This is a genomic window from Bacillus cereus group sp. MG16, from assembly GCF_040459875.1.
GTDB lineage: Bacteria > Bacillota > Bacilli > Bacillales > Bacillaceae_G > Bacillus_A > Bacillus_A paranthracis.
In genome coordinates this window covers 564,098-580,463 of the sequence record NZ_JARVHE010000001.1, presented here as the reverse complement: position 1 = coordinate 580,463, position 16,366 = coordinate 564,098, and the positions used below count along the sequence as shown (strand labels likewise).

Genomic DNA, 16,366 nt, shown 5'->3' with positions numbered 1-16,366 from the left:
ATTATACTATATTTTTTAAATGAAAAAAGCAGAAACAGCTCTTAGCCGTTTCTGCTTTCTCTACTATATATTAAAAGAACTTTAATTTACCTTTTTTAAGAACTAATAAAGGTCCACCTAATAAGAATAGGTAACGGTTATCGATAACTTTCTTCATGAAGGAAGCTTTCCAACCTGTTAACTTTTTGCCCATAACAACGCCCATTGCATCGTCATGACCTAAAGAACATACAGATCCTTTATTGTCGAATACGAATTTCTTCATTTCGCCTTTACCACGAACTAACACAGTTAAGTTGTGCGCAATGTTGTAACCTTGTTGAATTGCGATCTGTGCTGTTGGTGGGTATGGACGGTTAATTTCTTCGTTAATGATTAACGCTGCGTCACCAACCATGAATACATCTTCGTATCCTGGAGCGTGCATGTACTCATCAACTTTTACACGTCCGCGCATTGCTTCAAAGCCAGACTCTTCCACAATACCGTTACCACGAACACCTGCAGCCCAAACTACTGTTTCAGACTTAATTAATTCCGTATCATCGCCATTTGCAACGATAATACCTTCTTCAGTTGCTTCTTTAATTGCTGTACCGATGCGGAATTCTACGCCTTTTTTCTCAAGTTGTTTCACAGCGTATTCTACTAATGCTGGATCGAAACCTGGAAGTGCTGTTGGAGCAGCTTCTACACAGATAATACGTGCTTTTTCACGTGGTACATTGTACTGTTTGCAAAGTTCAGGAACACGGTTTGCAAGCTCACCTACGTACTCGATACCAGTAAATCCAGCACCACCAACAACGATTGTTACTAACTCATCGCGCTTTTCATCTGCATATTTAGCGAAGCTAGCTTCCATATGCTCACGAATTTGACGAGTTGCATTAATGTTAGCGATTGAGAATGCATGCTCTTTTAATCCTGTAATTCCGAATGTTTCTGATTCGAAACCAAGACCGATTACTAAGTAGTCATATTCTAACTCGCCGTCTTTTAAGATAATGCGTTTTTCAGCAGCTTTAATTTCTACTACTGTATCTTGTACAAAGTTCACTTTATTTGTATCAATAACGTCTTGAATATCTAGACAGATTTTTTCATCTTGTAATGTACCAGCTGCGCTCTCGTGTAACCAAGTCGCTTGGTAGTGATAGCTGTTGTTGTTTACTAACGTAATTTCAGCTTCATTTACAGATAATGCTTTTTGCAGACGAACAGTCGTAATCATCCCGCCATAACCTGCACCTAAAACTACGATTTTTGGAGTCTTCACCAAATCACAACCCTTTTCTTTATATAATAGTAATAAAAAATAATACCAAGTACTAAAAACTCTATTTGTCAAGAATGTGGAATTTATCACATTCTATATCATAACAAAACGCAGTCAAAAAATCGTACGAATTTTGTCATAGAAATTTAACATAATACTTCCCTATATTAGTCGGTTTTATTCCAGAATTCAAGCGTCTGGAGAATTATCAATATTTTAAAATAACATAGCGTTTTCAAGGGTTTTTCATCCTTTTTTTCATGTATTTTCCTTTCTGTATATTTTATACAATGTAAAAAACATCTATGCGAAAACTTACACACAATTCAGTCGTTTTCAGAAGTATTATGAACTCAAATATGCTATCATTTATTTGAAAGTGTCATCATTTGCAGGATTTTCGTGTACATATGAACAATATATGAAATCAATATCAAAATTCCATCTATAGGGGGAATGAAAGTGGCAGAAAATCAAAAAGTTTACGACATAACGATTATTGGTGGTGGTCCAACAGGACTATTCACAGCATTTTATGGTGGTATGAGACAAGCAAGTGTAAAAATTATTGAAAGCTTACCTCAGCTTGGAGGACAATTATCCGCGCTCTACCCTGAAAAATACATTTATGATGTAGCCGGATTCCCGAAAGTGCGTGCACAAGAATTAGTTGATAACTTAAAAGAGCAAATGAAGAAATTTGATCCAACCGTTTGTTTAGAAGAAGCTGTTGATACGCTTGAGAAACAAGCTGACGGTATATTTAAACTTGTTACAAATAAGCAAACTCACTATTCTAAATCAGTAATTATTACTGCTGGCAATGGTGCTTTCCAACCACGCCGCTTAGAATTAGAAGGAACAGCAAAGTATGAAAAGAAAAACTTACATTATTTCGTTGATGATATGAATAAATTTGCTGGTAAGCGCGTCGTAGTATTTGGCGGCGGCGATTCAGCTGTTGATTGGACAATGATGTTAGAGCCAATCGCCGACAAAGTTACAATCGTTCATCGTCGTGATAAATTCCGTGCGCATGAACATAGCGTAGAAAGCTTAATGAACTCTCGTGCAGAAGTAAGCACACCATACGTTCCAGTAGAACTCATTGGTGATGACAAAATTGAACAAGTCGTTCTTCAGCATGTAAAAACGGAAGAAAAAATTATCATCGATGTTGATGATGTAATCGTAAACTACGGCTTCGTTTCTTCCCTTGGCCCAATAAAAAACTGGGGCTTAGATATACAAAAAAACAGCATTCTCGTGAATTCGAAAATGGAAACAAATATTCCTGGCATTTACGCTGCTGGTGACATTTGTACATATGAAGGAAAAGTAAAACTCATTGCTTGCGGCTTCGGTGAAGCACCAACAGCAGTAAACAATGCAAAAGCTTACTTCGATCCAAACGCAAAACTTCAACCGATGCATAGCTCTAGTATGTTTTAATATACAAAAATAAAGCTCCTTCCATGTATGGAAGGAGCTTTTCTTTATATATCAAAAACAAAAGCACAATGAATCCGATACAAGATCGAACTCATCGTGCTTTTGACCTAAAAAAGAATTATTGTTTTCTTCTTCTACCTAATATGAATAATACTCCACCAACTAAGAATGAAATTCCCGCACCAACTGACATCATCAATGGAGATACTGCCCCTGTTTTCGGTAATTCTCTTTCTACTTTTACTTGCGGCTCTTTAATTAATTTTTCCAATCTAACTTCTGGATTTTCTGGTTTCACCTCTGGTTCCTTTGGCTCTTTTGGATCTTCCGGTTTCACTTCTGGCTCTTTTGGATCTTCCGGTTTCACTTCTGGCTCTTTCGGCTTAATTGAGACTGTTGGTTCAAGCGGTTGATTTATTCCATCATCAACAATCGCTCTATTCACAATTTCTTCACCGGCTTTTTCTTTTACTTTCACTTTAAAAGTAATGTTTCTTTCTTTTGTATCTATAATATTTTCGTACTTTGCAGTTAGCTTTCCATTCTCTACTTTTACTTCTATTGCGTCTTTGGCTTTTACGCTATTTTTCACATACTCTAAGCCAGTTGGTAATTGATCCTCAATTTTCACCTCTGCTAGTTTTCCGTTTTCTACCGTATTTTTAAAGCTAATTCGGTATTCGACCTCTTCTCCTAGCTTCGGTTCTTTATTACTTACTTCTTTTTTTGCTTCAAGCATACCATCTTTATACTGCGGTGTTATTGAAACAATCGGTTCTTCTGGTTGGTTTATTGTATCTCCCACAATCGCCGTATTCACGATATCCTCACCAATTTTAACCGTTTCTTTTACCTTCGCTTTAAAAATAATACTCCGTTCTTTCATATCCGCAATGTCTAGATATTTCGCGATTACTTTTCCAAACTCCACTTTTAACTCTACTGGATTTGGCTCAGCACCTTCAAATCTAAGGCTGTCTTGCACGTATTCTAAACCGGCTGGAATTTCATCTTCTACCTTAACCACGGCTATTTTTCCATTTTCTACCGTATTTTTAAAGCTAATTCGATATTCTACTTCTTCTCCTAGCTTCGGCTCTTTATTACTTACCGTCTTCGTTGCTTTTAACTTACCATCTTTATATTCTGGCTTTATTGTCGCTGTCGGTTCCATAACTGGATGGTTCGGATCATCCACATGAATAATCGCTTTATTTGTTATTTCCCCTCCAACCTTTACTGTTTCTTTTACCTTCACTTTAAAGATGATACTTCTTTCTTTCGTATCCATGATGTCTGGATACTTTGCTGTTACTTTTCCATTCTCTACTTTAAGCTCTGTTGGTGCAGGTTTATCACCTACAGCCTCCAAACTATCTTTCACATATTCTAAACCGGCTGGAATTTCATCTTCAATTTTCACATCAACTAATTTCCCGCCATCTACTGTGCCGTTAAAAGTAATTCGATATTCAATTTCTTCGCCTAGCTTCGGTTTATGATTACTTACTTCTTTCCTTGCCTCTAGTTTCCCGTCTTTATATTGCGGTGTGATTGGTATAAGTGACTCAACTGGCGGAGTCGTCGGATTATGATCATCAACAATCGCCTTATTTACAATCTCTTTTCCTACTTGTACCGTCTCTTGTACTCTCACTTTAAAGATGATACTTCTTTTTTTCGTATCCGTAATTTCTGAATACTTTGCTGTTACTTTTCCATTCTCTACTTTAAGTTCCACTGGATTTGGTTCCGGCCCATCAGACTTTATACTATCTTGTACGTATTCTAAACCGGCTGGAATTTCATCTTCTACCTTTACCTCAGTTAGTTTTCCGTTCTCTACCGTATTTTCAAAGCTAATTCGATATTCTACTTCTTCTCCTAACTTCGGTTCATGATTACTTACTGTTTTTTCTGCTTGTAATGCACCATCTTTATATTGAGGCTGAATAGAGATATTCGGTTGCTCTGGTGGATTTATTGTATCTTCCACAATCGCCTTGTTCACAATCTCTTCGCCTACTTTAGCTTTTTCTTTCACTTTCACTTTAAAGACGATACTTCTTTCTTTCGTATCCGTAATTGCTGGATATTCCGCAAGGACGATTCCGTTTTTCACTTTCACATGCAACGGTTTCGGATTCTCTCCCTCGGCTCTTTCACTACCTTCCACAAACTCTAAGCCATTTGGTAATTCATCCTTAATCTTCACCTTCGCTACTTTTCCATGCTCTACTACGTTACGGAAAGTAATTCGATACTCTACTTCTTCTCCTAATTTTGGAGCTAGATTATTTACTGTTTTATCAGCTTTTAGTTTTCCATCCTTATACTCCGGCGTAATAATCGCTTCTGGTTTTTGCGGAGGGTTCTTCGGATTATCATCATCCACAATTGCCGTATTCACGATTTTCTTACCGACTTTTGCTACTTCTGTTACTTTCACTTTAAAGATAATACTACGCTCAGCTGTATCAGTGATATTCTCATACTTCGCTGTAATTTTCCCAGCTTCTTCTTTTAACTCTACTGGATTTGGTTCATTACCTTCTGATTTTAAACTATCCTTCACATACTCTAAACCAGTTGGTAATTGATCCTCAATTTTCACCTCTGCTAGCTTTCCGTTTTCTACCGTATTTTTAAAACGAATTTGATACTCTACTTCTTCTCCTAGCTTTGGATCCTTTTTACTTACCTTTTTATCGGCTTTAACTTTACCGTCTTTATGCTGCGGTGTAATATCTACTTCTGGTCGCTCTGGTGGATTTTTTGTATCATCAACAATTGCTTTATTTACAATTGCTTTGTCCACTTCAACTGAATCTTTCACCTTCACTTTAAAGATAATACTTCTTTCTTTCGTGTCAGTAATATTTTCATACTTCGCGGTAACCATACCAGCTTCTTCTTTCAACTCTACTGGCGCCGGCTCATCACCTTCTGCTTTTAGACTATCTTTCACGTATTCTAAACCAGACGGAATTTCATCTTCTATCTTCACCTCTGCCAGCTTTCCATCTTTCACCGTATTACTAAATGAAATGCGGTATTCAATTTCTTCTTCCAGCTTTGGATCTTTTTTACTTACCTTTTTATCAGCTTTAACTTTACCATCTTTATATTGAGGTGTAATTTTAGCTGTCGGTTCAATTATAGGGTGATTTGGATCATCCACATGAATAATCGCTTTATTTGTAATCCCCTTACCTATTGCAACTGAATCTTTCACCTTTACTTTAAAAGCAATACTTCTTTCTTTCGTATCAATAATCTCTGAATATGTTGCGATTACCTTGCCATTTTCTACTTTCAACTCTACTGGTTTCGGCTCGTCACCTTCCGCCTTTTCACTGCCTTGTACAAACTCTAAACCAGCTGGAATTTCATCTTCTATCTTCACCTCTGCTAGCTTTCCATCCTTCACCGTATTATTAAAAATAATTCGATATTCGATTTCCTCTCCTAGCTTCGGTTCGTGATTACTTACTTCTTTTCTTGCCTCAATTTTCCCATCTTTATATTGCGGTGTAATCGGTACATAAGGCTCTTCTGGTACATTCTTTGTATCATCCACAATCGCCTCATTTACGATTTCTTCTCCCACTTTTACGCTTTCTTTTACCTTCGCTTTAAAGACAATGCTTCTTTCCTCTGTATCTGTAATTGCTGGATACTTTGCTGTTACTTTTCCATTCTCAACTTTAAGTTCTACTGGTTTCGGTTTAGAACCTTCTGCCGTGATGCTGCCTTCTACATACTCTAAACCTTTTGGTAATGTATCCTTTATGTTTACCTCTGCTAGTTTCCCGTTTTCTACCGTGTTTTTAAAACGAATTCGGTATTCTACTTCTTCTCCTAGTTTTGGCTTATGATTATTCGCCACTTTCTGAGCAACAACTTTACCGTCTTTATATTGCGGAGTAATTTCCACATAAGGTTCTTCTGGCTCATTTTTTGTATCTACTACGATTGCCTTATTGACAATTTCCTTACCTATTTCTGCCTCTTCTTTTACTTTCGCTTTAAAGACAATGCTTCTTTCTTTCGTATCCGTAATTTCTAGATACTTTGCCATTACCTTGCCGTTTTCCACTTTCAGTTCTACTGGATCCGGTTTAGAACCTTCTGCTTTCACACTGTTCTCCACATACTCTAATCCAGCTGGAATTTCATCTTCTACTTTAACCTCTACTAGTTTTCCGTTTTCTACCGTATTTTTAAAGTTAATTCGGTATTCTACTTCTTCTCCTAATTTCGGCTTCTTATTATTTACAAATTTCTCAGCTTTCAGCTTACCGTCTTTATATTCTGGTGTAACCGTTACTTCTCTAGTCTTTGGATCTTTCGTATCATCAACAACTACTTTATTGACAATACCTTCACCAACTTTGAAGTCTTCTTTTACTTTCGCTTTAAAGACGATACTTCTTTCTTCTATATCCGTAATCTCTGGATATTTTGCGATTACTTTTCCATCTTTCACTTTCAGTTCTACCGGCTCTGGCTTAGATCCTTCTGCTTTCACACTGTCTTTCACATACTCTAAGCCATTTGGTAAATTATCTTCTATTTTCACCTCTGCTAGTTTCCCGTTTTCTACCGTATTTTTAAAACTAATTCGGTATTCTATTTCTTCTCCTAACTTCGGTGATGGATTATTTACCGTCTTCTTCGCTTCCACTTTTCCGTCTTTATGCTGTGGTGTAATTTCTGCCGTCGGTGTTTCCGGCTCATTTTTCGTATCATCAATAATTGCTTTATTGACGATTTTTTTACCGACTTTCACTTCATCTTTTACTTTCACTTTAAAAGTGATACTTCTTTCTTCTGTATCTGTAATCTCTGGATACTTCGCCAGTACCTTACCATTTTCCACTTTCAATTCTACTGGATCCGGCTTAGAACCTTCTGCTTTCACACTGTTTTCTACATACTCTACACCTTCTGGTAAAGTATCTTCTATTTTTATCTCTGCTAGTTTTCCGTTTTCTACCGTATTTTTAAAGCTAATTCGGTATTCTACTTCTTCTCCTAACTTCGGCAATAGATTATTTACTACTTTTTTCGCTTCAAGTTTTCCGTCTTTATGCTGCGGAATAATTTCTGCTTTCGGTGTCTCTGGCGGATGTTTCGTGTCGCTCACAATTGCTTCATTGACAATTGTATCGCTCACGTTACCTTTTACTTTCACTTTAAAGGTAATACTTCTCTCTTTTGTATCCGTAATCTCTGGATACTTCGCCAGTACCTTACCGTTTTCAAACTTCAATTCCACCGGATTCGGCTTAGAACCTTCCGCTTGTAAACTACCTTTCACGTACTCTAATCCATTTGGTAAATCATCTTCTATTATTACCTCCGCTAGCTTTCCATGCTCTACCGTATTCTTAAAGCTAATTCGGTATTCTACTTCTTCTTCTAACTTCGGTGATGGATTATTTACAACCTTTTCCGCTTCAATTTTCCCATCTTTATACTGAGGAGTAATTTCTGCTTTTGGGTTAATTGGATCATGTTTCGTATCATCAACAATTGCTTTATTGACGATTTTCTCACCGACTTTTACTTCTTCTTTTACTTTTACTTTAAAAGTAATACTTCTTTCTTCTGTATCCGTAATTGCTGGATACTTCGCTATTACCTTACCATTTTCCACTTTCAACTCTACTGGATTTGGTCCGGCACCTTCTGCTTTCAAACTATTTTCTACATACTCTAAACCTTCTGGTAAAGTATCTTCGATTTTCACCTCTGCTAGTTTTCCATGCTCTACCGTATTTTTAAAGCTAATTCGGTATTCTACTTCTTCTCCTAACTTCGGCGTTTCATTATTTACGCTTTTCTTTGCTTTCATTTTTCCGTCTTTGTGTAATGGCGTAATTTTTGCTTCTGGCTTTTTCGAATCTTTCGTATCATCAACAATTGCCTTATTGACGATCTCCTTGCCTACTTCCGCTTCTTCTTTCACCTTTACTTTAAAGACGATACTTCTTTCTTTCGTATCTGTAATATTTTCGTATTCAGCGATAACTTTTCCATCTTTCACATGTAACTTTACTGGAGTTGGTTTATCGCCTTCCGCCTTTTCACTACCTTTTACATACTCTAAACCGTTAGGGATTGTATCTTCTATCGTTACCTTTTCTAGTTTTCCGTTTTCTACCGTATTCTTAAAGCTAATTCGGTATTCCACTTCTTCCCCTAGTTTCGGTGTTGGATTATCTACTATCTTAGTCGCATCAATGATCCCATCTTTATGTTGTGGAGTAATTCTTTCTTCCGGCTCAATTGGTTGATGTTTCGTATCATCAACAATTGCTTTATTCACAATTTCTTTGCCTACTTCTGCTTCTTCCTTCACTTTTACTTTAAAGACAATACTGCGTTCTTTCGTATCCGTAATATCGATATACTTAGCTTTAACTACCCCAGCTTCAACTGCTAATTCCACTGGTCCCGGAGCTTCCCCTTCAGCCTTAATACTATTTTCTACATATTCAAGACCTTTTGGAATTGTATCTTCTACTCGCACCTCTGCTAGTTTTCCGTTCTCTACCGTATTATGAAAACTAATTCGATATTCGATTTCTTCTCCTAGCTTTGGCTTTTCATTATTAACTACCTTTGTAGCAGCAATTTCACCTTTTTTACTTTGCGGTGTAATAACAACTTTTGCATCCACAGGATCATGTTTCGGATCTTTTGCAATTGCTTTATTTACAATCGCCTCCCCTACTTTCGCCGCATCTTTTACTTTCACTTTAAAAACAATACTTCTTTTTTCCATATCCGTAATTTCTGGATACTTTGCAATTACTTTGCCATTTTCCATTTTTAGTTCTACTGGCTCTGGTTTGATGCCTTCAGCTTTCAAACTATCTTTTACGTATTCAACACCTGCAGGCAATGTATCTTCTACCAATACCTTTTCTAGCTTTCCGTTTTCTACCGTATTATGAAATGTAATGCGGTACTCCACTTCTTCTCCTAGTTTTGGTGTTTGATTCGTTACACTTTTATCTACATCTACTTTACCGTCTTTATAATCTGGCGTAACCTTTTCTTCTGGATGCTCAGACTGACCATTCGGATCGCTCACAACTGCTTTATTAACAATTGTTTCTCCTGCTTTTGCTTCTTCTTTTACTTTCACTTTAAAAATGATGCTTCGCTCTTTCGTATCCGTAATTTCTGGATATTTTGCGATTACCTTACCATTTTCTACTTTTAACTCTACTGGACTTGGTCCAGCACCTTCAGCCCTCTCACTGCCTTGAACAAATTCCAAGTTAGCTGGAATTTCATCTTCTATTGTAACGGCCTCTAGTTTTCCATTTTCTACTGTATTGTTGAAGCTAATTTGATATTCAAATTCTTCTCCTAGCTTCGGATGCTTATTTGTTGCTTTTTTCTTTGCATCAATCTTGCCAGCCTTATGCTGTGGTGTAATCTTTTCTTCTATATTCTTTGGTGGATTTGTTTTATCACTAACAATTGCTTTATTAACAATTTCTTCACCAATTTTTGCAGTTTCTTTTACTTTTGTTTTAAAAACAATACTTCTTTCTTCCATATCCGTAATTGCTGGATACTTTGCAATGATTTTTCCATTTTCAAATTTCAGTTCTACTGGCTCTGGTTTTTCACCTTCTGCTTTCAAACTATCTTTCACATACTCAAGACTACCTGGTAACTCGTCTTCAATTGTCAATACATCTAGACGTCCATCTTTGACTTTATTTTTAAATGTAATACGATACTCTACCTCATCACCTAACTTCGGTGATTTATTAGAAGCTATTTTTCTCGCTTCTATTTCTCCAGGAACCTCTTTTGGAATCGTAACCGTAACATTTGCATCATCTTCACTCTTATACTGTATCTCGGCACTATCTTGTCCCTTTACAGCAACGACGTTTTTTACTGTTGTATTTGATTTTATAGATTCTTTCACTTTCACCTTAAATGTAAGAACGGCACTTTCACCAGGCTTTAAAACGCCACCGTCTTTAGCATCTGCCCCTTCACCAATACGGAAATCAATTTGATTATTTACAAACTCTGCTTCATCATCGCTTGCATCATCTGTTTTTTGTCCTGCATTGCTACCAGTAACATATTGAATTGATCCCGGGACATACTCTAATCGATCATCTAATTTATCAAAGCCTTTTACATTAGATACCGGCGCTTGATTGTTCTTCGTATCATTTTTCACTTCAATTTTGTACGTAATCTCTTCGCCAGCTTTAACTTCCTTAATTTCTTTTCCGGCACTATCTAACGCCTTTTTATCTACTTGTAAGTTTGGAGCATTATGTTCTGTAACGAATGTGGCGTTGTTTAGTACGTAAATATCGCCAGTAGCACCATTTGCTCTAAAACGCATTTTTGCTTCTTTTAAATCATTTTTCACTTGAGTAGGTCCTTCGAAATGGTACGTATGAATATCTGTACTAAATGAATTTGTCCAATCCGGATTATATCCTGGATATTTTTTTGTAACAAATTCATTCGTGCCGTCTACTTGAACTTCTGTCATAGATGAATCATTCGCGTCATTGTCTTTACCATTAATATTTTTTATCTTTATATATCCAGCACCAAAATCATATTCTCCATAATCATATGCATATCCATCTTTCTCAGCTGGATCACCCTGTGATGAAAAATAACTAAATTTCGCCTTAAAAGCACCTTCTTTTGGTGTGTTTATTTTATTAACACTAACATCCGTCCAAGCTGTACTTTTTTGAGAAACTAACCCTTCCCAAATTTTCATATCTTTTACGGTTTCTTTATAGTTTTCATAAACTAATATAAGATTCCAATTGCCCCAGTAATAGCCGCCACCTGTTACATCTTTAATTTGTGGTACATTCGCAACTGTCAACGTTTGAGAAATACCTTGCTGTGCAATTACATTTGTTACATCTGCATATGAGACATAACCAGCACCACTACCTGAGTAATTAGAAATATAAGGTAAATAATCCGCTTTGCGTATGCTATCAGCACTTACTTCAGCGTATTGCTTATTTCCCATTTTCATTTTGACTGGTTGCCTTACTTGATCCTCAGTAACTTTTCTATCAGTAATATTTCCTGGTACCCCCATTGCTGCTGTCCAAAATAGGTAGGCCTTTTTCACTTTACTTCCAGCGGGAATAGTAGGAAAAGCTCCTGTTGACGAATTAAAGGTACTATCATCGTTATCAACGTCCACAGTCATTTTATTCGTCTTATACCCCAAACTTTGTCTTCCATAGTGATCTGTGGTCAAACCAAGCGTCACATTACCAGTCTGTACTAAATTTCCAGGAGCAATTGTAGAATACAACGGATCTCCAAACCCTTGCTTATCCCCTACCTGAATTTGAACCTTTGAAGCATTCTCTGACGCAGCTTGTACTTCTGCATTACTCTGCTTTGCTGCCTCTTTTTCTGACTGTTTCTCATCTTCAGCTACTAGTTGTTTTGGCAGTTCTGTTTTTGATGTAGATTTATTTTTATCTTCTACAGATACTTTTAGCTTTTCATCAACTTTTTTAGTTGTACTATCAGCTGATGGACCTACTTCTTTCTTACGACTGTCAGCCTCATCATCAGCATTAGCTTCTACCTTTTCTTCAGAGGGAATCCCTTCCACATCAAAGGACATGCTCCCTATTTGTACTTGATCTTTTTGTACACTAATCTTTTGTTTGTATTCTTTATTAAAATGCTGCGTGCGACTAGCTTTTATTAACATCGTCATTTTTTCGTGTGATTTTAAATCTCGAATTTTAAGATTAGAAGAAAGAAGCTTTCCTCCCTTATCTTTTTCCTCTACATAGAAATCCGCTACTTTATTTTCAGGTAACTTCTCTCCGTTTACTTTCATAGATTGCGAGAGGAACGTAATTTCATTTTCATTATTTTGTTTAAGTACCAATTCTTGAATTGGTGTATCTCCCGTATTTTCAATCGTATATTGAAATACGTGCTCCCTCTCAGCTACTTCTCCCCTATATATCTCAGCATTTACTTGCTCTGCCTTAATTCTCACATCATTTCCTTGTAACTCATCCCAGCTCTTCTTATGTATCTCTGCAAAAGCACTAGGTGAAGGCAAGGTGATGGATAGGAGAAGTGCGATTATTGTTACGACATTAAAACACTTCAACGATTTCTTCATATCTTGTACCTTTCTCCTTCCTATATATTTGCTATCCGTCTACTTATAGACGAAAACATAACAATATATATCCACTCGCAACAATCCGGCTCTACGAAGATTCATTATTGAAATCCCTATTTCAACAATACTAACTTCATAAAATATTACTATTTTAATTTATCAAAAATAATATATATACCGGATACTTATACAAACCTTTACTACTTTTTAATATGGCAAAAAGCATCTAATTGTATAGGTTTATATAACAGTTAAAGGATACATAAAAATCTTAACATACTCCATAATCTATTTATACATACAATGATAATTTTACCATTTTTTACTTATTTCAGTTTGTTATGTATCATTGAAATTTTTTAAAAATAGTAACCGTTATATGTAAAAATATGTTATATTAAACAAGAACAAACGTTCTATATAATAAGGGGGATATTTTAAAATGAAAGAACCTATTATCGTAAAAAAAGAAGCTTTCCAAGCAATGGGCATTTCGATTACGACGACCAACGAAAAAGAGGCATCTACTGAAGGAAAAATTCCCGGGCTTTGGAACCGGTACTTCCAAGAACAAATCATGCACCACATTCCAAATCAACAAACGAAAGAAACATTCGCTTTTTACTCAAACTACGAATCAGATGAAACGAGTACATATACCTTTACGATTGGCATGCCCGTTTCTTCATTAGAAGACGTTCCTGAAAATATGACAACTTTAACAATACCTGCCGCTACGTATGCGGTATTTACAACGAGAAAGGGACCAATTGCTGAAGTCGTTTGCGAGGCTTGGGAATATATTTGGAAATGGTCAAAGGAAAACAAACGTGCTTTTACAACAGACTTTGAGCTTTATGATGAAAGAGCGTTAGATCCAACTAACGTACAATTGGATATTTATATTGCATTAGCCTAAACGACAAAAAAGAAGATACCAAATGGTATCTTCTTTTTTGTCGTTAAATAGCCACTGTGCAAATCCAACATAATTGTCTACAATGAGAAAGTGCAGTATAGAAATATTAGAAACTGTATAAAGTGAAACTATACTCAGTGGTGGGGGGGGATTCATCCCCCACCACTGAGTATTAGTTGAACCAATCGGACGTTTACGGGCAGTTAGTCTCCCACCTAACTTCTTTGCTCGAGCCAAATTTTGAGGTGGGAGTTTTACTGCCCGTTAACGCGGGATAAAGTGATTGTTAACAAGTTTTTTAGTTTAAATTTGTCGCATAGAAAGGAAGCAATATGGAGGAACTACAACAAAATAAATCTGCTTTAGAAGGAAGCGGAAAACCGTTATTAAAAAATACGAATTTCCTTTTTCTTTGGGCAGCTACTCTTTTTTCAAGTTTCGCTTTAGCCTTTTTTACTTTTTCACAAACGTGGTACATAGCAAAAACATTAAACCTTGAGGCATCACTCGGTGTGGTTTTCGTAGCTCTTAGTGTTCCAAGGCTTATTTTTATGATTATCGGCGGCGCTGTAGCTGATAAATTCCCGAAAAAAAACATTATGTTTTATTCTAATATTGTTCGTGCTATTCTTGTCGCAACTATCCTTACATGGTTCATCGTAGGTGATGTAACACTATATACATTTGCTTTATTCGCTTTATTCTTTGGACTTGCTGATGCTTTTTTCTGGTCAGCTGATGGATCTATCTTGCCTGAACTTGTCGAAAAAAGCCGTTTAACACAAGCAAACTCACTTACACAAATGACGAACCAAGCATCGGTTATTTTAGGGCCTGTACTTGGCGGCATTCTTATTAAATTTACGAACTATGAAACGATTTTCTCGATTACAATTTTATTACTCATTGTCGCAGCTATACTCGTTCAAAAAATACAATTTACGATGCCAGAGCAGCAAAATACAGACAAAAGCATGTTCACTTCTATTAAAGAAGGAATTTTATATGTAAAGGAATCTCCATTCCTTTCAACTTTCCTTATTTGTAGCGCCTTTCTAAACTTATTTTTAATCGGTCCGATGCAAGTCGGTTTCCCGCTTTTCATTAAAAATGTTCTGCACGGTGATTCGCTTCAGTTTAGTTACTTAGAAGCGTCTGTAGGCGGCGGCATGGCAATAGGCGCTGTCATTGTCGGTTTAAAAAATATTAATCGTAGACGCGGTCTATTTTGCATTATCATGATGCTACTGTCTGGTGTCTTCTTCTTATCCATCAACTTTAGCACTGTACTATGGCAAGCATTATTAGCTGGCATGTTTTATGGTATTACAATTGCAATGGCTATCGTTCCACTGATGGCGATGATTCAATCGACAGTAAAAGAAGAAATGATGGGACGCGTAATGAGTTTGCTTATGCTATCATCAATGGGCTTTATCCCGCTTTCATATGCATTCACATCAATCGCGCTTGCAATAGGAATTCCAATCGTAACCGTTATGAAGAGCGGTGCAATCGCCGTCATCGTCTTCGTACTATTTGTAGCGATTCGCGTTCCAGTTGTAAGAAAGTTTGATTAACTATTTGGAGTCATGTATTATACGCATGGCTCCTTTTTAAATGGATCAAATAACGGTATTCCCTTACTTCTTCTCACGGCTGCTCCCCATTCTAATCCAACTTCTAAAAATAAATCCCGCACTGTACTATATAAAAGTGCCTTCACATTTTTACGGATTTCTCCGTATTTATACGCTCTCACAACACTCTTTACTCGCCAAATGAAATTTCCATACACTTCTTCATCAGCTAATATTTGCTCCAGTAAAACACCTTGTTCTAGTAACCCACTCTTTTTATACGCAAGTTCCACCTTACTCCAAAATATATTAATCTTCTTCGGATTACTCGTCATCGGCAGAATTGCATATATAAAAGGCTTCGGTATATCGTGACGGCAATACGTCTCATCAAGCTCGTACGTTCCTTTTCTTTTCTCTTTTATTTGTGGAATGTTTTTAGAAAGAATTGTTTCCCCCGTATATTTTTGCTCATTTTTACTACAGCCAGCTGCATCATTCTCACTTTGACATGCGGACATTTTCATACGGTCATCCATACGGTCAATTGCAGATATAAGAAAAACATATAAATTCGCACTATACCCGCCGCGCTTATATCTTTCTTTTGTTGCGACACGCTTTATAATTCCTAATTCCTCTAACTTTACAATAGAGCGGCGTACTGTACGAATACTCTTTCCAACATTTGTAGCAATTGTCTCCATTAACGGACAAGCAACTCCTACTGTTTTCTGTTTCTCATTCACTGCATACTTTCCTAAAAAATGAATAATGGTAGCATCCGTTTTATTTAATTGAAATCGATAATATTTCAAAGCTTGTTTTTGATATGTATTAAATTCTTCTTTATTTCGAAATTCACTATATGGTTTCATTAAGTTATATAAGCTTCCCATTTTTATCACCTCATTTATAAGTAAGAGGCAGAAAGGGAATTTGGCGTACTA

Annotated in this window: 6 protein-coding genes; 3 read left to right on the top strand and 3 right to left on the bottom strand. The window is 36.5% G+C overall.

Annotated features, from left to right (window positions below; all coding sequences use genetic code 11):
• Positions 1 to 70: 70 nt before the first annotated feature.
• Positions 71 to 1,279 (bottom strand): NAD(P)/FAD-dependent oxidoreductase, encoded by a 1,209-nt coding sequence (locus QCI73_RS02865; protein WP_000856615.1) that lies wholly within the window; start codon positions 1,277 to 1,279, stop codon positions 71 to 73.
• Between the two features lie 462 nt (positions 1,280 to 1,741).
• Between QCI73_RS02865 and QCI73_RS02860 the strand changes: the two genes are divergently transcribed.
• The gene (locus tag QCI73_RS02860) at positions 1,742 to 2,731 is read left to right on the top strand and encodes an NAD(P)/FAD-dependent oxidoreductase (RefSeq protein ID WP_000829779.1); all 990 of its coding nucleotides are present in this window, start codon (positions 1,742 to 1,744) and stop codon (positions 2,729 to 2,731) included.
• A 118-nt stretch (positions 2,732 to 2,849) separates the two neighbouring features.
• On the opposite strand, the gene QCI73_RS02855 is transcribed toward QCI73_RS02860, so the two are convergent.
• A complete protein-coding gene (locus QCI73_RS02855; RefSeq protein ID WP_353822476.1) occupies positions 2,850 to 12,914 on the bottom strand; it encodes an isopeptide-forming domain-containing fimbrial protein in 10,065 nt (3,354 codons plus the stop codon).
• A gap of 445 nt (positions 12,915 to 13,359) precedes the next feature.
• Between QCI73_RS02855 and QCI73_RS02850 the strand changes: the two genes are divergently transcribed.
• Entirely contained in the window at positions 13,360 to 13,836 is a 477-nt protein-coding gene (locus QCI73_RS02850; RefSeq protein ID WP_353822475.1) for a GyrI-like domain-containing protein, read from the top strand.
• A gap of 332 nt (positions 13,837 to 14,168) precedes the next feature.
• Positions 14,169 to 15,416 (top strand): MFS transporter, encoded by a 1,248-nt coding sequence (locus QCI73_RS02845; protein WP_000391922.1) that lies wholly within the window; start codon positions 14,169 to 14,171, stop codon positions 15,414 to 15,416.
• 17 nt (positions 15,417 to 15,433) lie between these two features.
• Here the strand turns inward: QCI73_RS02845 and QCI73_RS02840 are convergent, their stop codons facing one another.
• Complete coding sequence (locus QCI73_RS02840) at positions 15,434 to 16,315, bottom strand: helix-turn-helix domain-containing protein (protein WP_353822474.1); 882 nt, start codon at positions 16,313 to 16,315, stop codon at positions 15,434 to 15,436.
• Between the last annotated feature and the right edge of the window lie 51 nt (positions 16,316 to 16,366).

What these genes read in the sequence shown, in the direction of transcription:
- QCI73_RS02855 (WP_353822476.1), bottom strand. Translation starts at nt 12,914, where the DNA reads ATGAAGAAATCGTTGAAGTGTTTTAATGTCGTAACAATAATCGCACTT.
- QCI73_RS02850 (WP_353822475.1), top strand. Translation starts at nt 13,360, where the DNA reads ATGAAAGAACCTATTATCGTAAAAAAAGAAGCTTTCCAAGCAATGGGC.
- QCI73_RS02845 (WP_000391922.1), top strand. Translation starts at nt 14,169, where the DNA reads ATGGAGGAACTACAACAAAATAAATCTGCTTTAGAAGGAAGCGGAAAA.
- QCI73_RS02840 (WP_353822474.1), bottom strand. Translation starts at nt 16,315, where the DNA reads ATGGGAAGCTTATATAACTTAATGAAACCATATAGTGAATTTCGAAAT.